Annotated in this window: 23 protein-coding genes and 1 pseudogene; 12 read left to right on the forward strand and 12 right to left on the reverse strand. The window is 68.3% G+C overall.

Going from position 1 to position 23,530, the window contains the following annotated elements; genetic code table 11:
- Positions 1–106: 106 nt before the first annotated feature.
- The 3 genes from CSW59_RS19810 to pseI all read left to right on the forward strand — a co-directional run bounded on the left by CSW59_RS19810 (position 107) and on the right by pseI (position 1,744).
- Positions 107–316 (forward strand): hypothetical protein, encoded by a 210-nt coding sequence (locus CSW59_RS19810; protein ID WP_099445683.1) that lies wholly within the window; start codon positions 107–109, stop codon positions 314–316.
- A gap of 61 nt (positions 317–377) precedes the next feature.
- Entirely contained in the window at positions 378–632 is a 255-nt protein-coding gene (locus CSW59_RS19815; RefSeq protein WP_099445684.1) for a hypothetical protein, read from the forward strand.
- Between the two features lie 59 nt (positions 633–691).
- On the forward strand, positions 692–1,744 hold the full coding sequence (gene pseI / locus CSW59_RS19820; protein WP_099445685.1) for a pseudaminic acid synthase: 1,053 nt from the start codon (positions 692–694) through the stop codon (positions 1,742–1,744).
- A 93-nt stretch (positions 1,745–1,837) separates the two neighbouring features.
- On the opposite strand, the gene CSW59_RS19825 is transcribed toward pseI, so the two are convergent.
- A complete protein-coding gene (locus CSW59_RS19825; protein ID WP_099445686.1) occupies positions 1,838–4,051 on the reverse strand; it encodes a bifunctional diguanylate cyclase/phosphodiesterase in 2,214 nt (737 codons plus the stop codon).
- Between the two features lie 220 nt (positions 4,052–4,271).
- Here CSW59_RS19825 and prfA point away from each other — a divergent pair, with 220 nt between their 5' ends.
- Entirely contained in the window at positions 4,272–5,342 is a 1,071-nt protein-coding gene (prfA, locus tag CSW59_RS19830; RefSeq protein WP_099445687.1) for a peptide chain release factor 1, read from the forward strand.
- A gap of 58 nt (positions 5,343–5,400) precedes the next feature.
- Positions 5,401–6,168: a pseudouridine synthase gene (locus CSW59_RS19835; protein ID WP_099445688.1), complete on the forward strand. Its 768-nt coding sequence runs from the start codon at positions 5,401–5,403 to the stop codon at positions 6,166–6,168.
- Here CSW59_RS19835 and CSW59_RS21030 read toward each other — a convergent pair.
- The 8 genes from CSW59_RS21030 to CSW59_RS19880 form a co-directional block, all read right to left on the reverse strand.
- The gene (locus tag CSW59_RS21030; RefSeq protein ID WP_099445689.1) at positions 6,165–6,329 is read right to left on the reverse strand and encodes a hypothetical protein; all 165 of its coding nucleotides are present in this window, start codon (positions 6,327–6,329) and stop codon (positions 6,165–6,167) included. The two genes, CSW59_RS19835 and CSW59_RS21030, sit on opposite strands and share 4 nt — an antisense overlap.
- Positions 6,330–7,064: 735 nt before the next feature.
- Positions 7,065–7,583 (reverse strand): glycine cleavage system protein R, encoded by a 519-nt coding sequence (locus CSW59_RS19850; RefSeq protein WP_099445691.1) that lies wholly within the window; start codon positions 7,581–7,583, stop codon positions 7,065–7,067.
- Positions 7,584–7,726: 143 nt separating this feature from the next.
- Positions 7,727–9,907 carry a catalase/peroxidase HPI gene (gene katG / locus CSW59_RS19855; RefSeq protein ID WP_099445692.1) on the reverse strand — a complete coding sequence of 727 codons (2,181 nt, stop codon included), beginning with the start codon at positions 9,905–9,907 and terminating at the stop codon, positions 7,727–7,729.
- Positions 9,908–10,040: 133 nt separating this feature from the next.
- Positions 10,041–11,180, reverse strand: a complete 1,140-nt coding sequence (gene ispG / locus CSW59_RS19860) for a flavodoxin-dependent (E)-4-hydroxy-3-methylbut-2-enyl-diphosphate synthase (protein WP_099445693.1) — start codon at positions 11,178–11,180, stop codon at positions 10,041–10,043.
- 85 nt (positions 11,181–11,265) lie between these two features.
- On the reverse strand, positions 11,266–12,354 hold the full coding sequence (locus CSW59_RS19865; protein ID WP_099445694.1) for a RodZ family helix-turn-helix domain-containing protein: 1,089 nt from the start codon (positions 12,352–12,354) through the stop codon (positions 11,266–11,268).
- Between the two features lie 185 nt (positions 12,355–12,539).
- Entirely contained in the window at positions 12,540–14,804 is a 2,265-nt protein-coding gene (ptsP, locus tag CSW59_RS19870; RefSeq protein WP_099445695.1) for a phosphoenolpyruvate--protein phosphotransferase, read from the reverse strand.
- A 232-nt stretch (positions 14,805–15,036) separates the two neighbouring features.
- Positions 15,037–15,420: a hypothetical protein gene (locus tag CSW59_RS19875; protein WP_099445696.1), complete on the reverse strand. Its 384-nt coding sequence runs from the start codon at positions 15,418–15,420 to the stop codon at positions 15,037–15,039.
- A 234-nt stretch (positions 15,421–15,654) separates the two neighbouring features.
- The gene (locus tag CSW59_RS19880) at positions 15,655–16,602 is read right to left on the reverse strand and encodes a DMT family transporter (protein WP_099445697.1); all 948 of its coding nucleotides are present in this window, start codon (positions 16,600–16,602) and stop codon (positions 15,655–15,657) included.
- A 122-nt stretch (positions 16,603–16,724) separates the two neighbouring features.
- Here CSW59_RS19880 and CSW59_RS19885 point away from each other — a divergent pair, with 122 nt between their 5' ends.
- Entirely contained in the window at positions 16,725–17,645 is a 921-nt protein-coding gene (locus tag CSW59_RS19885; protein WP_099445698.1) for a PHB depolymerase family esterase, read from the forward strand.
- Between the two features lie 2 nt (positions 17,646–17,647).
- Here CSW59_RS19885 and CSW59_RS19890 read toward each other — a convergent pair whose 3' ends face one another.
- The 3 genes and pseudogenes from CSW59_RS19890 to CSW59_RS19900 form a co-directional block, all read right to left on the reverse strand.
- Positions 17,648–18,112 (reverse strand): hypothetical protein, encoded by a 465-nt coding sequence (locus CSW59_RS19890; RefSeq protein WP_099445699.1) that lies wholly within the window; start codon positions 18,110–18,112, stop codon positions 17,648–17,650.
- 34 nt (positions 18,113–18,146) lie between these two features.
- A pseudogene (locus tag CSW59_RS21970) lies at positions 18,147–18,320 on the reverse strand (hypothetical protein); the annotation flags it as partial.
- Positions 18,321–18,343: 23 nt separating this feature from the next.
- Complete coding sequence (locus CSW59_RS19900; protein ID WP_099445701.1) at positions 18,344–19,591, reverse strand: aspartate kinase; 1,248 nt, start codon at positions 19,589–19,591, stop codon at positions 18,344–18,346.
- Between the two features lie 204 nt (positions 19,592–19,795).
- On the opposite strand from CSW59_RS19900, the gene CSW59_RS19905 reads away from it, so the two are divergent.
- From CSW59_RS19905 to CSW59_RS19930, 6 genes are all read left to right on the forward strand, one after another.
- The gene (locus CSW59_RS19905) at positions 19,796–20,314 is read left to right on the forward strand and encodes an AbrB/MazE/SpoVT family DNA-binding domain-containing protein (protein ID WP_099445802.1); all 519 of its coding nucleotides are present in this window, start codon (positions 19,796–19,798) and stop codon (positions 20,312–20,314) included.
- Positions 20,304–20,690 (forward strand): type II toxin-antitoxin system VapC family toxin, encoded by a 387-nt coding sequence (locus tag CSW59_RS19910; RefSeq protein ID WP_099445702.1) that lies wholly within the window; start codon positions 20,304–20,306, stop codon positions 20,688–20,690. Before CSW59_RS19905 ends, CSW59_RS19910 begins: the two co-directional genes overlap by 11 nt.
- Before the next feature lies 1 nt (position 20,691).
- On the forward strand, positions 20,692–21,453 hold the full coding sequence (gene ubiG / locus CSW59_RS19915) for a bifunctional 2-polyprenyl-6-hydroxyphenol methylase/3-demethylubiquinol 3-O-methyltransferase UbiG (RefSeq protein WP_099445703.1): 762 nt from the start codon (positions 20,692–20,694) through the stop codon (positions 21,451–21,453).
- 37 nt (positions 21,454–21,490) lie between these two features.
- A complete protein-coding gene (locus CSW59_RS19920; RefSeq protein WP_099445704.1) occupies positions 21,491–21,880 on the forward strand; it encodes a hypothetical protein in 390 nt (129 codons plus the stop codon).
- Positions 21,881–21,989: 109 nt separating this feature from the next.
- Positions 21,990–23,009, forward strand: coding sequence for a glycine zipper 2TM domain-containing protein (locus tag CSW59_RS19925; RefSeq protein WP_099445705.1), 1,020 nt, complete (start codon positions 21,990–21,992; stop codon positions 23,007–23,009).
- A 115-nt stretch (positions 23,010–23,124) separates the two neighbouring features.
- Positions 23,125–23,442 carry a glycine zipper 2TM domain-containing protein gene (locus tag CSW59_RS19930; RefSeq protein ID WP_099445706.1) on the forward strand — a complete coding sequence of 106 codons (318 nt, stop codon included), beginning with the start codon at positions 23,125–23,127 and terminating at the stop codon, positions 23,440–23,442.
- The last annotated feature ends 88 nt before the right edge of the window (positions 23,443–23,530 follow it).

The following is a 23,530-nucleotide window of genomic DNA, read 5'->3' on the forward strand; positions in this document are numbered from 1 at the left end:
TCAGGCGTTTGGCGAGGACATGTCGCGGCCTCGCCTCATGGACATAACACCGGTTTTGGTGTGGACTTCGACTTCAGTGGCGACAAAAGCCACCGGAGGAAAACTCATGAAGCTCGGAATCATGCTGGGCGTGGGTCTGGTCATCCTGTTCGCGGGCGTGGCCAATTTCTGGATCGGCGACGTCAAGCTGGGCTTGGTCCTGATCGCCGTTTTCTGCGCCTTGGCCGGGGTTTCGGCCCTTGTCGGCAAGCGCGAATACGAAGAACGGCGCAGCCGCCGGCCGCCACTGCACGACTACGAACCGCATCCGGAGTAGATGACTGGACCTCGCTTGGCCAAAGCCTGTAATTGGCGCTTCGGTTGTTTAGGAGCGAGCCGTGAAGGCGGGACTTGGATTGGGATTGGGCGCGGGCATCGCGATCGGCGTCGGACTTGGTCTGGCGCTGGATAGCTTGGCGCTAGGCCTCGGCGTCGGCGTCGCCATGGGCGGGGGTATCGGACTTAGCATGGGCGCGGCGATGCAGGCGAAGTCGGCTAAGCCTACGTCCAAAGATGGCGGGGTCGCCGGTGTCGACACGACGTCCGCGACGTCCTCGGGCGACTGCAGCTCCGACGGCGGCGGATGCGATTGACGGCTCGTCCACCTTTGGCGGGTTAAGCTGTGGGCAACCACGTTTCCGGATGATCCGTCATGTCCGCCCCCTTCATAGAAATCGCTGGCCGCCGCATCGGCGCTGACTATCCGCCCTATGTGATCTGTGAGCTGTCGGGAAACCACAACGGCAGCCTGGACCGCTGCCTCGAGATGGTCGACGCGGCCGCCGACACCGGCTGCGACGCGATCAAGATCCAGACCTACACCGCCGACACCATCACACTCGACGTCGACCGGCCCGAGTTCAGGATTCACGGCGGCCTGTGGGACGGACGCACCCTGTATGAGCTCTACCAGGAAGCCCAGACACCCTTCGAATGGCACGCGGCCATCTTCGAGCGCGCCCACAAGCGCGGCGTGACGATCTTCTCCAGCCCGTTCGACGAGACCGCCGTTGACTTGCTGGACGACCTGGGCGCGCCGGCCTTCAAGATCGCCTCGTTCGAGGCTGTCGACCTGCCACTGATCAAGTACGCTGCGTCCAAGAGCAAGCCGCTGATCATCTCGACGGGCATGGCCAACCTGGAAGAGATGAAGACCGCCCGCGACACGGCCCTGGCCGCCGGCGCGGCGGGCGTGCTGCTGCTGCATTGCGTGTCGAGCTATCCGGCGACCTTCGCCGACGCCAATGTCCGCACGATCCCCGACATGGCGGCCCGCTTCGGCTGCCCGATCGGCCTGTCGGATCACACGCCGGGCACGGCCGCCTCGGTGGCGGCGGTCACCCTGGGCGCCTGCTGTGTCGAGAAGCACTTCACCCTGGCCCGCGCCGACGGCGGTCCGGACGCGGCCTTCAGCCTGGAGCCCGCCGAGTTCAAGGCCCTGGTCGATGACACCAAGAACGCCTGGGCAGCTCTCGGTGTCGCCCACTACGACGTGCTGGGCGCCGAGCGCGCCAACCTGCAGTTCCGCCGCTCGCTCTATGTGACCGCCGATGTGAAGGCCGGTCAGGCCCTCAGCCGCGCCAACATCCGCTCGGTCCGCCCCGGCGCGGGCCTGCCGCCCGGCGAGCTCGACAAGGTGCTGGGCCGCCCGGCGACGCGCGACCTGGCGCGCGGCGAACCGCTGGACTGGTCGATGGTGGGCTAAGGCCTACAAGCAGCCCTCGCTTGAACCTACGCCAGGGCTTTCAATGCCCTTATCCCCGCCACGATAGCGGCGGGAACAAGCGCTAGCCTTGGCTCACGCCGCGTCGGGTTGGGCCGGCAAGCGGATGCGGCCGCCGTGAGCCATCAGGGCGTCGATAGCCTCGGCCGGGACCGGCGGGCTGAACAGGAAGCCCTGAGCCTGGGCGCAGCCGATCATCTTGAGAATCTCGCGCTGGGCCAGGGTCTCGACGCCCTTGGCCATGACCGACAGGCTCAGCGCCTTGGCCAGGCGCACGATGGCGGCGACCACCGCCTCGGAGTCGGCGTCATGGCCCAGCGGCGCGACGAAGCTGCGGTCGATCTTGATCCGGTCGATCGGGTAGCGGCGGATGTAGGACAGGCTGGAGCAGCCGACGCCAAAATCGTCCAGCACCAGGGAAAAGCCCATCTGCCGCAGGCGGTCGACCGTTTCGTGAGCGCCCTCGCCGTCGCCCAGCAGCGCGCCTTCGGTGATCTCCAGGGCCAGCTGGCGCGGATTGGCGCCCGTCTTCCGGATCAGTTCGGCCAGCTCGTCGACGAAGCCGGCGCGCTTCATCTGCCGGGCCGAGACGTTGATCCCCACCTGCAAGCCGCGCCAACGGACGCTGTCCTCCAGAGCCCGCTTCAGAACGTAGCGGCCCATCTCTTCGCTGAGACCGCAATCCTCGGCCAAGGGGATGAAAGCGTCGGGTGGGATCTCGCCCCGCGTAGGATGCGACCAGCGCGCCAGGGCCTCGACCCCGACGACACGGTCGTTGGCGTCCACCTGCGGCTGGTAGTCGAGACGCACCGCCCCCTCGCGCAAGGCAGCGCGCAGGTCCTCCTCCAGCGCCCGGCGCGCCTTCAGGGCCGCGTCCATGGCGTCCTCGAAGAAGCAGTAGCGCCCTCGGCCCTCGCCCTTGGCGCGGTACAGGGCCACGTCGGCGCGCCGGGCGGCCTCGGCGGCGCCGATATGAGCCTCCTCCGGTCCGACCAGTACGACGCCCACCGACCCGCTGACGAAGTGGACGCCGAACGACATCTCCATGGGCCCGCACAAGGCCTTCAGCAGGCGTTCTGCGATGATCGCCGCGCCGTTGGCGTCGAGGTCCGTGGCCACCACGCCGAACTCGTCGCCGCCCAGGCGCGCCACTGTCTCGCCGCCTCGACAGACGCTGGCCAGGCGCTCGCCAACCTTGCGGATCAGCTCGTCGCCAGCGCCGTGGCCGTGGGTGTCGTTGACGGCTTTGAAGCGATCCAGGTCGATCGCCAGGACCGCCATGGGCCGCCGCTTGCGCTCCAGCCCTTCGATCGCCTGGCGCAGGCGCTCCTCGAACAGCAGGCGGTTGGCCAGGCCGGTCAGGCCGTCGTGCAGGGCCAGATGCTTGGCGCGCGCCTCGCTGGCGATAAGGCCCTCGGCGATCGTCCGCCCGCGCCGGGCCAAGAGGATGGTCGCCAGGGCCAGGGCGCAGACCACGCCCATCACAGGCCAGATCATCCGGCCCAGCAGACGCTGACCAGGGTGCTGCGGGCTCCAGTCCAGCGTCGCCACGGCGTTGCCGGCCGCGTCGCGCAGCGGCAGCTGGCCATAGTTCGGCTCGGCGGCGCCACCGCGGTGCAGGTGGGCGCCGGCCAGCAGGAAGCGGCTGGCGAAAGCCTCAAGGAAGGGTCCGTCCAGCTTCAGGGCCGTCACGACCATAGGCGCTCGCGCGTGGCGGATCACCGCTCGGCCGAAGTCCGAGCCCACCATACTGGCCGTGACCAGATAGATTTCGTCGTCGATGTTGGCGAAAGCGCTGACCTGCACCGGCTGCGAGACGACGCCGCCCGTCAGGGCAGGACCCAAGGCCGCTGGCGAGGCGCGCTCGGCGGCGCGGAGCTTGGCGACCAGGGGCGCTAGCGCGGCTGCGCGCCGCTGGGCCTCTGCCGGAGACAGCACCTTCTGGCCCTGTTGGGCCAGCCGGGGTTGATCCGCGCCATCCAACACCAGCACCAGCTCAAAGCCGCTCTGTCCGGTCAGATAGGTCGCGATGTTCTCCCGCGCCCAGGCGTCGTCGTAGTCATTGTCGAGGCGACGCACCGCCTCGTCCCAAGCCACCTCGCCAACGAGACTGCGCTCGATTTCGCGTGTCTGAAACTGCAGGCCGCGCTCGACCAAATGACGGTCGTGCCGCTCGGCTTCCTGGTCGATTTGCTCCGCCAGGATGATCATGACCGACAGAAGCAGTCCCACCGCGGACAGGGCGATCATCGCCAGCGGCGCCGACAGCTTCTTCGAGAGGGCCGTCATCGCGCGGCTTTCCCTTCCGTAAAACTTCGCGATCACCGTTCGTCGAGAATGGCTAAGGTCGCCGTAAGCGGCACCCTTAACCAAATCTAACGGGCCGCGACCCGCCGTCGCACCCCTGCTGGGGGGCGCCTTCAGCCTTCTTGGGGCCAACCGTTCACTTTGGAGCGGAAAGGTTCTAGAGAGACCGACCCGTCCTCTTCAGAGCTGCGCGAAACCTCCCTTGCGACTTCCCCAGGCCCGTCTCGATCAGGTTCTCGACCGTTTCCGCGAAGTGGAGGCCCGCATGGGCGCGGCCACCGACGGATCCGAGATCGTCAAGCTCTCCAAGGAGCATGCCGAGCTGAAGCCGGTGGCCGAGGCCGTCGAGCGCCTGGCCAAGCTGAGCGCCGAGCGCGCCGAGCTGGACGTCATGGCCGCCGATCCCGAGATGGCCGACATGGTCCGCGACGAGATCCAGGCCCTGGACGAGAAGCTGCCCGCGCTCGAACACGACCTGGCCCTGATGCTGGCCCCCAAGGACAAGGACGAGAACGCCTCGGCCATCCTGGAAGTGCGCGCGGGCACCGGTGGCGACGAGGCGGCGCTGTTCGCCGGCGACCTCTTCCGCATGTATCAGCGCTACGCCCAGCTGCAGGGCTGGCGCGTCGAGATCGACAGCATCTCGGAAGGCGAAATGGGCGGCTACAAGGAAATCGTCGCCTCGATCACTGGCGACGGCGTGTTCGGCCGGCTGAAGTTCGAAAGCGGCGTCCACCGCGTGCAGCGCGTGCCGGCCACCGAGGCGCAAGGCCGCATCCACACCTCGGCCGCCACGGTCGCGGTGCTGCCCGAGGCCGAAGACGTCGAGATCGAGATCAAGGAAAGCGACCTGCGGATCGACACTTACCGGTCCTCCGGGGCGGGCGGTCAGCACGTCAACAAGACCGACTCGGCCGTGCGCATCACCCACTTGCCGACCGGCGTGGTGGTGACCTCCTCGGAAAAGTCGCAGCACCAGAACCGCGCCCGGGCCATGAAGAACCTGAAGGCGCGTCTCTACGACATGCAGCGCGAGGCGCTGGATAGCGCCCGCTCGGAGGCCCGCAAGAGCCAGGTCGGCAGCGGCGATCGCTCGGAGCGCATCCGCACCTACAACTTCCCGCAGGGCCGGGTGACCGACCACCGGATCAACCTGACCCTCTACAACCTGTCGCGGATCATCGAGGGCGACGCCCTCGACGACGTGATCAACCCGCTGATCGCCGAGGACCAGGCCGAGCGCCTGGCCAGCCTGGAAGAGAGCTTCAGCTGATGGCTTGGAGCATGATCTCGTCCGAAAACCGGTTCCCACTTTTCGGGATCACGCTCTGATGGCCTTCACCCGCACCTATGACGAGGCCGAGCCCCAGCGGGTCAACAAGTGGCTGGCCCAAAGCGGCGTCTGCTCGCGCCGCGAGGCCGAACAGCTGATCAGCGACGGCCTGGTGTCGATCGACGGCGAGGTCGTGGAAGACGTCGGCCGCAAGATCCAGCCGGGCCAGACCCTGGTGCTGGCCGATCGCGCGACCGCCAAGCTGGACGGCACGCCCACCTACCTGATCCACAAGCCGCGCGGCGTGGTCTCGTCCCAGCCCGATCCTGGCCAGGTCCCGGCCGCGCGCCTGCTGACCCGCGCCAACCTGTGGGGCGACGCGCGCGGCGTGGCCATCCCGCAGTCGGGCGATCTGATCCCGCCGGTTGGGCGCCTCGACAAGGACTCGCGCGGCCTGCTCCTGCTGTCGCAGGACGGCGTGGTGGCCAAGGCCGTGATCGGGCCGCAGTCGGACCTGGAAAAGGAATACCGCGTCGCCGTCATGGGCGAGCTGACCGAGGAGAAGCTGGAGCTGCTGCGCTTTGGCCTGGAACTCGACGGCCGCGAGCTGCGCCCGGCGGAGGTGGAGGTGATCTCCGACCAGCGCCTGAGCTTTATCCTGCGCGAAGGCCGCAACCGGCAGATCCGCCGGATGTGCGACCTCGTGGATCTGAAGGTGGTGGACCTGTTCCGCGTGCGGATCGGTCCGCTGGACCTGGGCGACATGCCCGAAGGCCGCTGGCGGCCGCTGACGGCGGCCGAGCGGACGGCGTTGATCGCCGGCTAGCCGATCTGGTCGATGATGTCGGCGCGTAGCTCGGCGCGGGTCATGCCGGGCCAGGCCCATTCGCTTTGAGCCGGACGCGCCGGCGACAGCGCGACGCGCTGCTGGGTTTGAGTGCGGGGCGCGCGCCGAACGGCGGCCTCGCGGATAGAAACGATTTTCATGAAGTTCCAAAACAGGAGCCAGCGGGATTGCGGGCCCCAAACGCTAGATGGGTGGGAAATCGCTCGAAGCCATCGGTGACGGCGCGGAGCGTGCGAAGCATCGCCCTGAGCTCCAGCCTCTGTAACAGGCGCGGAAACGTAAGCGGGCGATCGCTTATGGATAACAGATGGTGCGCCGCGCGTCCGGTTCAAGAGGCGCGGCTGAAGGACGCGGGGGAACAGGGTCACCCTGAGCGGCGGACAGCCCCTGGCGCACAGATTGGGAGACGCAAGGGATCAATCCCATGGGCTCAACTCCTGTTTGCATAATTATACAATCTATGGCGCCATTCCAGTCGGGCACTCCCGCCCGTTGTGGAGACTACGCATGAAGCGCTTTGTTCGAGCCTCGCTGATAGTCGCTCTGGCCATTTCCTCGATCCCCGCCTTGTCAAACGCGGGTCCACGTTTCTACCGGGAGAGGATCTACTACGACATGGCCTATAGTCCGGGAACGTCGCCGTTTCCCGGCCCGGGCCCAACGCCCGGTGGGTCGAGCACCAGAGTAGAAGTGGGCTGGGATCGCTACTACTGCGACGGGACCGTGCGGTCGTTCGGACAACAGACCGGCGATTTCGAGGACTATGAAATCGGCACTTGCCCCTGAATTCGTCCGCTAGGCCCGTCGTCGGAGACGGCGGGCCTTCACCGTATCGGGCGGCTCAGGCTGATGGCCCGCGCGCCCTCGGACGCCCCCTACCGCGCCGGCGTGAGCGCGATATCCACCATGATCTCGCCGGAGATAGCCTCCAGGGCGTCCTGCACGGCCCCAGCACCCACGCCCGGCGGCAGGCGCAGGCGGGCGTCCAGGTGGAACAGCGCAGCGCCCTGGTGGGGCTCGATGCTGAGGCGCGAGCCAAAGCTCTCAATATTGGCGCCCAGGTCGCTGAGCACGCCAGTGACCTGATGGACGATGCCCGGGCGGTCCTGGCCGACGACGCCCAGTTGCAGAACCTCACCCGTCGCGACGGGCGCCTCGATGGTCGGCGCGATACGCACCTCGAGCCCGTGGGCGTCCACCGCCGAAACCGCCGCGCGCAGAGTCTCTTCCTTGCCGGCGCCCAACTCGACCAGCACCGAGCCGACATAAAGCCCGCCCAGTTGGCTCAGATGGCTCTCCAGCCAGTTGCCGCCGGCCGACAGCACGGCGCTGGCCAGGGCTTGGGTCAGGCCGGGCCGGTCGCTGCCGACGACGCTGAGGATCAGGGTGGTCATGGGACGCTCTCGCTGGAACTTGCTAGGACTTGGGAGGCCAGAGCCCGCCACGGCCGCCCCGCCCTGTCAATGCACCGAGATAAACGCGAAAAGCGGCCGCCTTTCGGCGACCGCTTCCCGATGCTTCGGAGGACTGAAGTCTTTTAGTTCAGGTCGAGCCGGTCGGCGTTCATGACCTTGGTCCAGGCGCTGGCGAAGTCCTTGACGAACTTCTCCTTGGCGTCGGCGCTGGCATAGACCTCGGCCTGGGCCCGCAGCTCGGCATGGGAGCCGAAGATCAGGTCCACGCGGGTGGCGGTCCAGCGGGGCTCCTTGGTCTTGCGGTCGTGACCGACGAAGGCGTTGGCGGCCACCGGCGACCACTCGGTGTTCATGTCCAGCAGGTTGACGAAGAAGTCGTTGGTCAGCTGACCAACCCGCGAGGTGAACACCCCGTCCTTGGAGCCGTCGGCGTTGGCGCCCAGGACCCGCAGGCCGCCGACCAGCACCGTCATCTCCGGCGCCGACAGGCGCAGCAGCTGGGCGCGATCGACCAGGGCTTCCTCCGGTGCCATGAACTGGGCGCCTTCGCGGTAGTTGCGGAAGCCGTCCGAACGGGGCTCCAGCGGCGCGAACGAGTCGGCGTCGGTCTGTTCGGCGCTAGCGTCCGCCCGGCCGGGGGCGAAGGCGACCGAGACCGGAGTCCCGGCGTCCTGCGCGGCCTTTTCGACCGCCGCCGTGCCGGCCAGCACGATCAGGTCGGCCAGCGAGACCTTCTTGCCGCCGCCGGCCGAGGCGTTGAAGTCCGTCTGGATCGCTTCCAGCGTCGACAGCACCTTGGCCAGGACCGGCGGGTTGTTGACCTTCCAGTCCTTCTGCGGGGCCAGACGGACGCGCGCGCCATTGGCGCCGCCGCGCTTGTCCGAGCCGCGATAGGTCGAGGCCGAGGCCCAGGCCGCGCCGACCAACTCCGAAACCGACAGGCCCGAGGCCAGGATCTTGGCCTTCAGCGTCGCGATATCCTGGGCGTCGACCAGCGGGTGGTCCACGGCCGGGATCGGGTCCTGCCAGATCAGCGTTTCCTGCGGCACCAGCGGGCCCAGGTAACGCGGCTTGGGGCCCATGTCGCGGTGGGTCAGCTTGAACCAGGCGCGGGCGAAGGCGTCGGCGAACTGGTCGGGGTTCTCCAGGAACCGGCGCGAGATCTTCCCGTATTCGGGGTCGAAGCGCAGGGCCAGATCCGTTGTCAGCATCCGCGGCACGTGCGTCTTGGACGGGTCGAAGGCGTCCGGAATGTCGGCCGGAGCGTCCTTGGCCCGCCATTGCTTGGCGCCGGCGGGGCTTTCGTGCAGCTCCCACTCGAACTGGAACAGGTTCTGGAAGAAGTGGTTGCTCCACCGCGTCGGGGTCTGGGTCCAGATGACCTCGGGACCGCCGGTGATCGCGTCGGCGCCGATGCCCGTGCCGTGCTTGCTGCGCCAGCCCAGGCCCTGATCCTCGATCGCCGAGCCTTCCGGCTCGGGGCCGACCAGCGAGGCGTCGCCCGCGCCGTGGGTCTTGCCGAAGGTGTGGCCACCAGCGATCAGGGCGACGGTTTCCTCGTCGTTCATGGCCATGCGGGCGAAGGTGTCGCGAATGTCGCGCGCGGCGGCCAGCGGGTCGGGGTTGCCGTTGGGCCCCTCGGGATTGACGTAGATCAGGCCCATCTGAACCGCGCCCAGCGTCGGGTGCAGCTCGCGCTCGCCGCTGTAGCGCTCATCGCCCAGCCACGAGCCTTCCGGACCCCAGTATAGCTCCTCGGGCTCCCACTGGTCGGCGCGGCCGCCGCCGAACCCGAAGGTCTTGAAGCCCATCGACTCCAGGGCGACGTTGCCGACCAGCACATAGAGGTCGGCCCACGAGAGCTTCTGGCCGTACTTCTGCTTGATCGGCCACAACAGGCGACGGGCCTTGTCCAGGTTGGCGTTGTCTGGCCAGCTGTTCAGGGGGGCGAAGCGCTGCTGGCCGCCGCCCGCGCCGCCGCGGCCGTCGCTGGTGCGGTAGGTGCCGGCGCTGTGCCAGGCCAAGCGAATGAACAGGCCGCCGTAGTGGCCGAAATCGGCCGGCCACCAGTCTTGGCTGTCGGTCATCAGGGCGTGCAGGTCGGCGACCACCGCGTTCAGGTCCAGCGACTTGAACGCCTCGGCGTAGTCGAACGTCTCGCCCAGGGGGTTTGAGCGCGGCGCGTGCTGGTTCAGCGCCTCGAGCCGCAGATTGTCAGGCCACCAGTCGCGGTTGGTACGTCCGCCGCCACCGTGCGCCACCGGGCATTTGCCCTGAATGTTGTCCTCGACCTTCGCGTCCATCTCGCGTCCTCCGCTGCATTGGCGGCGCTTTTCGAAGCGCTGCTGCACGCCATAGAGCGCTCGCGGAGGCTATAGGTACAATTGATTGTTCTTATCAGTTCGATAGAAAGGATCATTCCTTTCGTAGCGAGGCCTACTCCGCCGCCAGAGCGCCAGCGGCCTGAGCGGCTTGAATCTCGGCGGCCTTCTTCTCGACCAGCTCGACGATGTGGTCGATCATGCCCTCGTTCGACTGCTTGTGGTCGGGCTTGCCGGCCAGATAGACCATGCCCGCGCCCGCGCCGCCGCCGGTGAAGCCAATGTCGGTCATCAGCGCCTCGCCCGGACCGTTGACCACGCAGCCGATGATCGACAGCGACATAGGCGTGGCGATGTGAGCTAGGCGCTCTTCCAGGGTCTCGACGGTCTTGATGACGTTGAAGCCCTGCCGCGCGCACGACGGGCAGGCGATGATGTTGACGCCACGATGACGCAGACCAAGCGACTTCAGGATATCGAAGCCGACCTTGATCTCTTCGACAGGGTCGGCGGCCAGCGACACGCGGATGGTGTCGCCGATGCCGGCCCACAGCATCGAGCCGATGCCGATCGAGGACTTCACCGTGCCCGTGCGCGTGGCCCCGGCCTCGGTGACGCCAAGGTGCAGCGGGCAGTCGATGGCCTCGGCCAGCTGGTAGTAGGCCGCCACGGTCATGAACGGGTCGGACGCCTTCACCGAGATCTTGAACTCGTGGAAGTCGTGATCCTGCAGGATGCGGGCGTGGTTCAGGGCGCTCTCGACCATCGCGTCGGGGCACGGCTCGCCGTACTTTTCCAGCAGTTCGCGCTCCAGCGAGCCGGCGTTGACGCCGATGCGCATCGAGCAGCCGTGGTCGCGGGCGGCCTGGATCACGTCGCGCACGCGGTCGGGGCTGCCGATATTGCCCGGATTGATCCGCAGGCAGGCCGCGCCGGCCTGCGCCGCCTCGATGCCGCGCTTGTAGTGAAAGTGGATGTCCGCCACGAGCGGGACCTTGGCCTCGCGGGCGATGGTCTTGAACGCGGCCGTGCTCTCAACGTCCGGGCAGCTGACGCGGACGATGTCGGCGCCGGCCTCCTCCAGCTGGCGGATCTGCTCCAGCGTCGCGGCGGCGTCGCTGGTCAGGGTGTTGGTCATCGACTGCACCGAGATCGGCGCGTCGCCGCCCACCTCCACGGCGCCCACGCGGATCTTGCGCGATTGGCGACGCGTGATCTGGCGCCAGGGGCGGACGGAGGTGTGGTCTGCGGACATGGGGGTAATTTAGAGGGTCTCGGGGCGGGATAGAAGGGGGCTTACCCGCGCCTCCCAAATTCAGACCGTCATCCCGATTTTGAGCTTACTGCGGAGGTGTCGCCGCCGGCGCCGCTTGCGCCACGGCCGGAGGCGTGGGCGCGACCTTCGGCGCCGGAACCAGTTTGCCGAGCGCGGTCGAGGCGGACGGCAGGTGGCTGACCAGAGCGCCGCCGTAGTAGACCTCGAACACCATCGGGTCCGAGACGTCTGCGATCAGGCCGGGCGTGCGGGGCGCGCGATAGGCGTCGCCCGCCGCCAGAGCGCGGGCGAAATAGACTTGGCCGTCGACGCCACGCACCACCAGGGTCGCGGCCTTGCGGGTCTGCAGGACAACGCCCGAGCCCTCGCCCGGAGCGGCGCCCAGCATGGCGCCCTTGGGCTTGAACGGCGCGCCAACCTTGATCTGGCGGGCTGGATCAACGATGCCGGCCCTGGCGGCGGCTTCCTCGCGCGCCTTGGCGGCGAGCTTGGCGGCGTCCACCGAACCGCCATTGGCGGCGGCGTCGTCCAGGCCTGGGGTCTTGTAGGGCTCAGGCGTGGTCGACTCGACCGGGGCTGGCAGCGGCGCGCCCAAAGCGACCGAGCTGTTATTGGCGGGGGCCTGAACTTGGGTCGAGGCGGCCTGCGGAGCGATCTGCTGCTGCGGCGTGTCCTTGTCGATGGCGCGCTGAGCGACGTTCCACAAGAGGATCGCGCCAACCACCAGAAGGCCGCCGACAAAGAAAAGGCCAAGACGCGGGTCGCGTTCGTGGCGCACGCCGACCGGGGCGCGCAGCTCCGCGCCCTCGTCTGGCGCATCGGTCTTAAAGCGGGCGACAGCGGCGTCGACGTCCATGCCCAGCAGCGCCGCGTAGGCGCGGACATAGCCGATGGTGAAGGGCCGCGAGGGCAGCTCCTCGAGGCGCATAGCCTCAAGCGCCTCGACATAGGCCTGGCGGATGCGGGTCGCCTCGGCGACCTCCCGCAGGCTTAGACCCTTGGCCTCGCGGGCGGCCCTCAAGGCCGCGCCGATGTCGGCGGGTTCATCCTGGACAGGCGCGTCCGCCACGGGTTCGGCGACCGCGAACGGCGCTTGGTCCGTCTCGACGTCGTCGAGATGCAAACGCTCCACGTTGCCCATATCTCGCGGCATACTGACTAAGCGCCCCCGAAACCCGCCTGGAACTGAAAACCGCCTGGCGCCGATCGCCGGTGAAGCCAGACGACTTCCCGACTCCATCATGCACGAAATTCTTAACGAGTGTTTGTGGGTAGCAAACTAAGTATCCGGATTCAATGTACTTACCGGCCGCGCTTGCCTAACCGCATAACAGCGTTCTACACCGCCACATACAGCTTCCGCGCCAGGGTCTCGATCTCGCCGCGCAGCGATCCGCCCGAGCCCTTCAGCAGGGCCTCGACATTGCGCCGAGCGGCCTCGCGGTCCAGAGACAGGACCATCTGCTTGACCGGACCGATGCCGGCCGGGGGCATCGAAAGACGGTCGAAACCCAGCGCCACAAGGGCGAAGGCCTCCAAGGGACGCCCCGCCATCTCACCGCAGACCGACACTTGCGTGCCCGTGTCGGCGCACGCCTGCTGGATCGTCTTCAGCGCCCGCAGCGCCGCCGGCGACAGCGGATCATATCGGTCCGAGACCTTCGGATTGCCCCGGTCGGCGGCGAACATGTACTGCATCAAGTCGTTGGTGCCGACCGAAACGAAGTCGGTCATCGGCAACAGCGCGTCCAAATGCCACAGCAGCGACGGGGCCTCGATCATCGCCCCGACATCCAGGCGCGACGGCGCGGGCCGGCCGCGCTTCAAGGCCCAGGCGACCTCCTGGTCGACGAACGAGCGGGCGGCGCGGAACTCGTCGACATTGGCCACCAGCGGGAACATCACCCGCAGCGGCCGGCCGTTGGCGGCCTTGATCAGCGCCCGGATCTGCATGCGCAGCAGGGCCGGACGATCCAGGCCCATGCGCACGGCGCGCCAGCCCAGGGCCGGATTGTCCTCGCGCTCCAGCTCCATGTACGGCAGCAGCTTGTCGCCGCCCAGATCCAGCGTGCGGAAGGTCACGGGCATGCCGTCGGCCGCGTCCAGCACCTTTTCGTAGAGCGCCGTCTGGGCCTCCAGGCGCGGCAGCTCCTCGGCCACCATGAACTGGAACTCGGTGCGGAACAGGCCGATGCCCTCGGCGCCCGTCTCGGCCAGGATGTCGAGATCGACGGCCAGCCCCGCGTTCATCAGCAGCGTGACCTTGGAGCCGTCCTTGGTGATCGGCGGCGTGTCGCGCAGACGGGCGAACTCGGCCTTGCGCTGGGCGCGGACCTCCATCCGGACCTTCAGCGCCTTGACCACGTCCGGACGCGGCCGCAGCCAGGCTTCCTGCGTTTCGGCGTCGACCACGACGGGGTCGCCCTCACTGACCCGGTCACGCAGGCCCGCCAAGCGTCCCACGCACGGGATATCCAGCGCCCGGGCCACGATACCCGCGTGGCTGGCGGCGCTGCCCTCCTCCAGCAGGATGCCCTTCAGCTTGGTGCGGTCGTATTCCAGCAGGTCGGCGGGCCCCAGGTTCCGGGCGATCAGGATCGCGTCCTCGGGCAGCTGGCGCACGTGGTGCACGTCGCCCGACAGGTGGCGCAGCAGCCGGTCGTTCAGGTCTTCCAGGTCGTGCAGCCGCTCGCGCAGATAGGGATCGCGGGCCTGGCCCAGACGCGCCCGGTGCTCCGACCGCACACGTTCGACGGCGGCCTCGGCGGTCAGGCCCGAGCGCACGGCCTCCTCCAAGCTGCGGTTCCAGCCTCGGTCGTGGGCGAACAGGCGATAGGTCTCCAACACCTCGTACGAGGCGCCGACTAGGCCGTGCTGCCCCTCCAGCATCTGGTCGATCTGGGTCTGCAGGGCCTCGATCGCGTATTTGAGCCTAGCCTCCTCGGCCAGGGCGTCGTCGGACAAGAGCTGCTCGGGCGCCACCGGCTGCTCGTGCAGCACCGCCACGCCGTAGGCCAGGCCCTCGGCGAAGCGCGCGCCCTTCAGCCGCTCGGGCTTGTGGGGCGCCAGCTCGACGTCCTTCAGCTCGTCGGCGCCCAAGAGCTCGCTGGAGCTGACCATCTCGGCCAGCACCATGGCGATGATCTGCAGGTCTTCGACCTCTTCCTCGTCATAGACCCGCTCGGTGCGGTTCTGGACGACCAGCACGCCGATGGCCCGACCGCCGCGCAGCAGGGGCACAGCGAGGAAGGCGTGGTAAGGGTCTTCGCCCGTTTCCGGGCGGTACGAGAACTGCGGGTGGCTGGCGGCGTCGGACAGGTTCAGCGGCCGGCCCAGGCGCATCGTCTCGCCGACTAGGCCCTCGCCCGGTTTCAGGCGGGTGACGTGGACGGCCTCGCGGGCCAGGCCCTCGGTGGCGAACAGTTCGAGGTCGCCCGAGGCGCGGCGCAGATAGATCGAGCAGACTTCCGCCACCATCGAGATGGCGATGGTGCGCACCACCATGTCGAGCTTGGCCTGGGCGGGGCCGCCCCCAGCCATGGCCTCGCGAATCTGCCGAAGCAGGCTTCGTGGTCCTCGAACGGCGATGCCGGATGCCGCCATGAGCCTTAAGCGCGCTCCCTAACCCAGGAACAGCCGGTCCCGCTTGGCGCTGGCCCCGGACCGCTCCGTCCTCAAGAGGGGGCTATAGCAGATTTCGCCGCCGCGATAGCCGCTGCTGTCAACCGAACGACGTTTAGGTGTGGCGGCACGAAAAAGCGCCGCCCCGGTCAGGGACGGCGCAGTTTGCTCGTGGGAGGAGGGATCGGAACTCCCGCGAGGAAGGCGTCAGGCCTTAGCGGCGATAGCCGTAGGCGTAGCGGTTGTCGTAGCGATCATGGCGACGGTCGTAGCGGTCATAGGCGTAGCGGTCGCCGCGATAGCCGGTGTTGTAGGAACGGTTGTCGTAGCGCGGCGCGGTGCGATAGCCGTGGTTGTAGCGACGGTCATACTTGTCCTTGGCGGTGGTCGCGCCGAGGGCCGCGCCGGCGACCGCGCCGATGGCGACCGCCTCGCCCCTGCCGTCGCCCAGGGCCGCGCCCGCGACGCCGCCGATCACCGCGCCCAGGATGGCGCGCTCAGTCTTCTCGCCGGCGAAGGCGGCGGTGGCCGGGGCGACCAGCGCGCCGGCGAAGGTGACGGCGATGGCGGTCTTGGTGAACTTGCCGATGGGGGTCATGGCGGGTCTCCTATCTCTGTTGATAAGAGTTGTAGGCCCCCGACCCTGAACCCGATCGGGACTGGTCGTTCAGGTGGGGTTTAGGTTGGGCAAGGCCATCAAAACCCGTGTCATCCCGGCCGAACCCCGGCGAAAGCCGGGGGTAGAGCCGGGACCCAGGGGCGGCTCGCACGGCGCTCTCGCCCCCCTGGGTCCCGGATAGCCTCTGCGAGGCTTCCGGGATGACATGAGAATTTAGGCTTGGTGCAACCCTTGCCCGCCGGGAGCATGCCGCCGCGCCGACCACAGCACGCCGGCCAGCATCAGCACGATGGCGACGCTCTCCAGCGGCCTTGGCCAACGCTCCTCATGTAGGAAGCCGTAGAGCAGGGCGAACACCGTCTCGAACACGATCAGCTGGCCCGACAGCGACAGCGGCAACAAGCGGCTGGCGGCGTTCCACAGGCCGTTGCCGATCACCGAGGCGCCGATCGCGACCGCGAAGCTGACGCCCCAGAACAGCCCCCAGGCGCTCGCCGCGTGCCCCTTGCCCCCGAGGGCGAAGGCCGGGACCACGATGACCAGGGACAGCAAGCCCGTCGCGACGCCGGTCAGCAGCGACCACTCGTGGCTGTTGAACTTTGGCGTGGCGGCCAGGCGCCGGGCGTTCCAGACGGCGTAGGCGGTCCACACCGCCAGGGCCAGCAGCGCGCCGGCGAGCCCGACCATCGTCCGCCCCGCCCCCGCGGCCCCGGCGGCGGCGAAGGCGTCCAGGTTGATGCAGACCCCGCCGGCGACGATCAGTGCCAGGGGCGCGATCAGCTGGCGCAGCGGCGTTCCCTCCCCTGGGCGCGCGCCGACCAGGGTGATAGTCACCGGCAGCAGGCCGATGACCAGCGAGGCCAGGGCCACGCCCGCGCTCTGCACGGCGACGGCGAGGCCGACATAGTAGATCAGGTTGCCCAGCAGGCTCAGCAGGAAGAGGTCGCGCCAGTCGCGCCCGTCCATCCGGGCCATCACGGCCTTCCAGCTCGGAACCAGCAGCACCGCGGCCGCCAGGCCATAGGCCAGGTACCGACCGGCCGTCGCCTGCAGCGGCGTGAAGTCCGCCAGCAGCTTCGGCGCTAGGAACACGCCGCCCCAGAACGCGCCGGCGATCACGCCGCACGTCAGGCCGAGCAGTAGGTTGCGGGAGGGAGTCATGCCGTCTTGTTAGCAGCCCAACGGACGTTTTGGCTCAAGTGGATACCGGCGCGCGGCCGGGTTTCATGCGCTTCGGCTAACCTCTAGGCTCCCTGACGGCGATATGGAGCAGGAGTCTTCCAATGGCGGATGTGGCGTTGAAGCGCGGGCTGCTGGCCCTTCTTGCGCCGATGGCGGTGTTGTGGAGCGCCGCGACCGTCCACGCGGCCTGCGCCGTCGGCGCGCCGGGCGCGACCCTGCGCGTGGACGCCGGCGGGACCGGCCGCCCCTTCCTTCTGCGCCGCCCGGCCTCCCTGGACCCAGCTACGCGAGCGCCCCTGCTGATCCTGCTGCACGGCAGCGGCGGCGACGGAGCTAAGATGCTCGCCGACTCCGGCCTTGAGGCCACCGCCGAGCGCCACGGCTTCCTGCTGGCGGCGCCGAACGCCGCCATTCCCGCCCGGACAGGCTTCGCCTGGAACATTCCGGGCGTGCCTACCGTTACCGGCAAGATCCCCGACGCCTCGGACGCCGACGACGTGGCCTATCTGGCGGCGTTGGTCGAAGGCCTGGTCGCCGAGGGCTGCGCCGACCCGGCTCGCGTCTATGTCACCGGCCTGTCGGGCGGCGGGCGCATGGCCTCGTGGCTGGGCTGCGTGGCGTCGCGACGCTATGCGGCCATCGCGCCGGTGGTGGGGCTGCGCGCGGGCAATCCCCGCCCCGACAAGCCGGACGAGCCCGACCCGGCGTCCTGCCAGCCCGAACGCCCCGTGCCGGTGATCGCCTTCGCCGGCGACAACGACACGGTCAATCCGATCCAAGGCGGCGGGGCGGGCTACTGGCGCTACACCTTGCACGCGGCCGAGCAGCGCTGGGCGGCGCTGAACGGCTGCCAGGCCGCGCCGACCACCCGCTGGGTCACGCCCGGCGTCTACGAAGAGCGCTATGCGGGGTGTCGCGGCGACGCCGATGTCGCCGCCCGGGTCAAGGTTGGCGGAACCCACGTGTGGCTAGCCGACAACGACGCCCTGTGGGCCTTCGTCTCGCGCTACAGGCGCGATTGATCCTAGCCGTGCCCTGGCAGGGCCAGCGGCTCGTCGGCGTCGGCAACCAGCTTGCGGGCCTGTTCCAGCGCCGCGTCGATGTCGTTCTCGATGAACTCGACCTGCAGATCCGTCAGCGGGTGGGGCGCGGCGACGACGTCGCGCAGGTAGGCGCGGCGCTCGGCCTCGGTCATGGACCACCAGCCGACGGTGTGGCCTTCCTCGATCACCGCGTCGCCCATGGCCAGCAGGTCGTCGGTGTCGAAGATCGGCTGGCCGGGCTTTTCCGGGAACCACTGGCCGTCGTCCGGCAGGGCCTTGTCCAGCTTGTTCAGCAGGGCCGCCAGCCACGGGCTGATCAGCAGCGGCTTCTCATAACCGTCGCCGAACTTGGCGCGCAGCAGCAGGTCGTAGAGCAGCTCCAGCCCTGCATCGCCGTGGAAGGTGACGGTCTTGGCGTCGGGATCGAACTTGAACACGTCGGACATGGGGGCTTCTTGTGCTTTCGAGGGCTTGCGCCCCTCATAACGTCCGAAGGCGACGTTTTCTTGCAAGGACCGGAGGAGCGCCCCCTCCGTCACGATGCGTATCCGCATCGCGCCACCTCCCCCGCGTCGCGAGGGAGGAAGAAGCTGCGCCCTCCTGCCCCGCTTGCGGGGGAGGTGGATCGGCGCCGATAGGCGACGAGACGGAGGGGACGCTCCCCCTCCGCGCCAAAACTACAGCTGGTCCAACCCGTACACCGCGTGCAGCGCGCGCACCGCCAGTTCGGTGTAGGCCGCGTCGATCAGGACCGAGATCTTGATCTCCGAGGTCGAGATGACCTGGATGTTGATGTTCTTCTCTGCCAGGGCCGCGAACATCGACTGGGCGACGCCAGCGTGGCTGCGCATGCCGACCCCGATCACCGAGACCTTGGCGACGTCCTCGTTGACGGCCACGTCCTCGAAACCGATCTCGGTCTTGGCGGCCTGGACGATCTCAACGGCGCGAGCAGCGTCACGCTTGCCGACCGTGAACTCCATGTTGGCCGTCGCGGCGCTGCGGGCGCGCGACTGCACGATCATGTCGACGTTCACATTGGCGTCGGCGAGACGGCCGAAGATCTGCGAGGACACGCCCGGGTGGTCGGGCAGGCCCAGCAGGGTGATCTTGGCTTCGTCGCGGCTGTAGGCGACGCCCGAGACGATGCGCTTTTCCATGATTTCTTCCTCGTCGCAGACGATCGTACCTTGGCCCGGAGCTTCACCCGGTTCGACGAAACTGGACAGCACCCGCACCGGCACGCGATGGGCCATGGCCATCTCGACCGAGCGGGTCTGCAGAACCTTGGCCCCCAGCGAGGCCATTTCGAGCATCTCCTCGTAGGAGATCTTGGCCAGGCGCTTGGCCTTGCTCTCGATGCGCGGATCGGTGGTGTAGACCCCGTCCACGTCGGTGTAGATGTCGCAGGCGCCCTTGACGGCGGCGGCGATCGCCACGGCCGAGGTGTCCGAGCCGCCCCGGCCCAGGGTGGTGATGCGGCGCTTGGGCGTCACGCCCTGGAAGCCGGCGATCACGGCGATTTCGCCGTTGGCGAAGCATTCCTCGAGGTTCTCGGGCGGGATCTCCTCGATCCGCGCACGGCCGTGGGCCTCGTCGGTGAGGATCGGCACCTGCCACCCCAGGAACGAGCGAGCCTTGTGGCCCATGTTGCGCAGGGTCATGGCCAGCAAGCCGGCGGTCACCTGCTCGCCCGAGGCCACGACGGCGTCGTACTCGTCGTCCGACTCCGGCAGGCCCGCAGCCGCGCGGCCCGCGCCATCGGTCCAGGCGACCAGCTCGTTGGTCTTGCCCGACATGGCCGAGACGACCACCGCGACCTGCTTACCCGTGGCGACCTCGGCGGCGACCAGGCGCGCCACACGGCGGATGCGCTCCAGGTCGGCCACCGACGTGCCGCCGAACTTCATCACCAGACGTGACACGTCCTTGGTACCTCGACACTTGGTTATTTCTTGCGCCCGCGCGGCCGGATCACTCCCCCACGCGCAAGCGAAGCGCCTTCTAACGGCGCGACGGCGCAACGGCAATGTCGCGGAGCTGTCTTTTTTGACGGCGCGAGACTCCCCGTTGACTCGTCGCGCAACCTACCTAACTATCTAATATCTTCATCCATGCTGGACGACGTCATGTCACCCGAGCTTGAGAGAAACCTCGCCGGCTGCAAGACGGTCGCCGCGAAGATCCGGGCCTTGGACGCGGCGGGCTATCCGCGCGCCGAGATCGCCCGCCTGCTAGGCAAGCGCTACCAGCATGTCAGGAACGTTCTGGAGGAACCGGGGCCACCCAAGCTGGACGCTATGGCGGCCCAGGGCATGGCCGAGGCGGACGCCACCTTCTTTCACCACACGCCCCCACACACCTATTTCCTAAGCGTCGGCGCCAACGGATCGGTGGTCTTGCCCCCCGAGGTGCTAAAGGCGCTGGGCGCGCGCCCCGGCGGCATTGTCATCGCCGATCTGGAGGACGAGCGCTTCACGCTGGTCAGCGGCATGACCGGCATCCAGCTCATGAAGGCGCGGCTGGCCCAGCCGCCGCGCCCGGGGGCCTTGGCGTCGGAGGAGCTGATCGAGGAGCGTCGACGCGAAGCCGCGATCGAGGAGCTTGAAGCCCAGATCGACGGGCCCGGCCCGAGCCGTGACGATTGACATCGTCGCCGACGCTTCGGCGATCCTGGCGCTCGTCTTTATGGAAACAGGCCGGGATCATGTCGCGATCGCATTGCCCGGCGCCGCGATCAGCGCGGTCAATCTCGCCGAGGTTATGTCCAAGATGCTGGACAAGGGCCTGTCGCCCGAGCAGGTCCGCAGCCAACTGAACGACCTTGCGCTGATCGTTGTCGATTTCGACCAAGACCTCGCCCTGCGGACCGCGCTTCTCCGCAAAGCCACCCGCCACAAAGGCCTTTCGCTGGGTGATCGCGCCTGCCTGGCCTTGGCCATACGCGAGAAGCTGCCCGTGATGACCGCCGATACGGCATGGTCCGATCTGGACCTGCCGGTGGAAGTCGTGCTGATACGCTGACATGACCGACGCAGCGCCCTCCCCCGCCCCCTCCTGGAGCATCGACCCGGCCGACGTAGCCCGGTTCTCGGCCATCGCCGCCGAGTGGTGGGATCCCAAGGGCAAGTTCGCGCCGCTGCACGTCTTCAACCCTTGCCGGCTGGCTTTCATCCGCGAACAGGCCCTGGCGCGGTTCGGCCGCGACGGCGACCTGCGCGCTCCGTTCGACGGCCTGACCCTGCTCGACATCGGCTGCGGCGGCGGGCTGCTGTCTGAGCCGATGGCGCGGCTGGGTTTCGCCGTCACCGCGATCGACGCCTCTGAGCGGAACATCAAGACCGCCGCCACCCACGCGGCCGAGCAGGAATTGGAAATCGGCTATCGCCCCGCCACCGCCGAACAGCTGCTGGCCGAGGGCGCGGAGCCGTTCGACGTCGTTTTGACCATGGAGGTCATCGAGCACGTCGCCGATCCGGGCGAGTTCCTGCGCACCTGCGCCAAGCTCCTGAAGCCCGGAGGCATCATGTTCGTGGCGACGTTGAACCGCACGCTGAAGGCCCTGGCCCTGGCCAAGATCGGCGCCGAGTACGTGCTGCGCTGGGTCCCGCCCGGCACCCACGACTGGAAGCAGTTCCTGAAGCCCGAAGAACTGCGCGCCTTCCTGGCCGGCGAGCCGGTGGCGATGCAGGGACCGTTCGGCGTCAGCTACAATCCGCTGACCGGCCGCTGGAGCCGCTCGGCCGACACCGACATCAACTACATGATGACCGTGACCAAAGATTGAGTCACAGTTCCTCACGCGTTTTGAGTGAGGTGTACCGATGCTTACCCCTTGGCTTCTACTTGTAGCCGCCAGCCTTCCGGCGCCGCTCGCGGGCGACTTCGACCACGACGGCAAGCCCGACGCGGCCGCCGTCGTGCGCGAGGGCGACACGGCCTATGTCCTGACCATCAAACGCGGCGCCGCCCCTGACGCCCCGGCCAGAATCCCTCTGCGAAAAGGCTACCCCAACATTTTTCTGACCACGGCGGAGGCTAGAAGCGTCGAGGCCACGGCTTGCGCCAAAGGCGCCGGACCACACGACGAGCCGTGCCCAGACAAGGTCGTCACGGTCGAAAAGGGTGATCTCTTGTTCGGGTCCCCCGAGGCTTCCCTCGCCGTCGCCAAGTGGGACGGTCGCGCCTTTCGCGTGACATGGATCTCCGACTGAGCGGAACCTCCACAGCGCCGAGGGCTTTCGCTTCCACAGGGACAAGACCTCGGACCGGGCGCCCCATTCGGGGCTGACGCCGATCCGTTCCTTGGAACGGAGACCTTTCATGACTTCCAAGACTTTCGCCATCCTGATGGCGACGGCCGTGGCCTGTGGCTCAGTCGGCCCGGCCCTGGCCCAATCCGCCGACGCGGCCTATCGCCAGCGCGTGGAGACCTATAACGACCAGCGCGCGTCCTATTACGACCAAGTGGCCGACTATCGCGACCGCCATGCGGCCTACGAGCGCGAGCGCGAAGCCTATATCCAGGCGCGCCGCGACTATGACCGCCGCTACGGCACGGGCGCCTATGACCGCCGCTACCCGACCTATGGCACGCGCTATAGCGCCACGACCTATCGGGAGAGCACCGCCTACAATACCGAACGGGCTCGCTTCGAGCGGGAACGCCTGACCTATGAGCGGGCGCGCGACACCTATGATCGTCGTCGCGGAACCGGCGCCTACGACCGCCGCTATCCGACCCAGGCCGCCCGCTTCCGCATCGACAGCCGCTACGCCAGCAGCAACGGCTATGACGGCCAGCGGGCTCAGTGGGAACGCGACCGGGCCGACTATGATCGCGCCCGGGCCGACTATGACCGTCGCTACGGCGGCGGCGCCTATGATCGGCGCTATCCCGACAACGCCAACCGCTTCAGCACGCCGTACGCCGGCGGCGCCTACAGCCTCGACAGCAGCGCCAATATCGCCAGTCGCGAGGACTGCCGACAGGACGCCAAGCGCAACGCCACGGTCGGCGGCGTGATCGGCGCCCTGGCCGGCGCGGCGCTCGGCTCAAACGTCGCGGCCCGCAACGCCAAGACCGAAGGCACCGTGCTGGGAGGCCTGGTCGGTGCGGGCGTCGGCGCGGCAGTGGGCAACGCCTCGGCCAAGTGCGACACGCGCGGCAACTACTGGACCTATGAAGAGACGCAGCCCTATCGCTACACCGACGGCCGCTACGCCCAGGCCAACGAGCGCTGCCGTCTGGCCCCGGCCCCGACCGAGTACAACGGCCGCGTCGAGGCCCGTTACATCCGCGTCTGCCCGGACTCCGAAGGCCGCTACCGCGTCGAGGGCTGATCCTCCCCCCGCCCAGGCTGGATCGTCGGCTCCCCGACTTTAGGGGGAAACCCGCCGCCAGCTTGGGCGTTTAGGTCCCGAGGGATCATAACAAGACACTAGTGGAGAGCTCGCCATGCGCGCCCGCCTGAACGCACTCGTCCTGGCCACCGTCGTCGGCTTCGCCGCCAGCAGCGTGGTCGTCACCGCCGCCGAAGCCCAGTCGCGCGAACGCTATCGCGTGCTGGTCTGCGAAAAGTCCAAGTCCAAGGCCAAGAACGGCGCGATCATCGGCGGCGTGTCGGGCGCCCTGCTGGGCAACGCCGTCGCCGGCAACGGGGCCCGCACCGAAGGCACGCTTCTGGGCGGCGCGGTCGGCGCCGTCGCCGGCCACGAGATCGCCAAGAGCAAGAGCAAGAAGAAGTGCCACTACGAGTACCGCTATCGCCGGTAACCGACTGGCGTAGGTCGAGTGGACAAGGGCGCCAGGCCAGCGGGTTTGGCGCCCTTCCACATTTCGGAATGTCCCTCGGGCGTCCAGA

This window comes from Caulobacter sp. BP25, assembly GCF_002737755.1.
GTDB lineage: Bacteria > Pseudomonadota > Alphaproteobacteria > Caulobacterales > Caulobacteraceae > Caulobacter.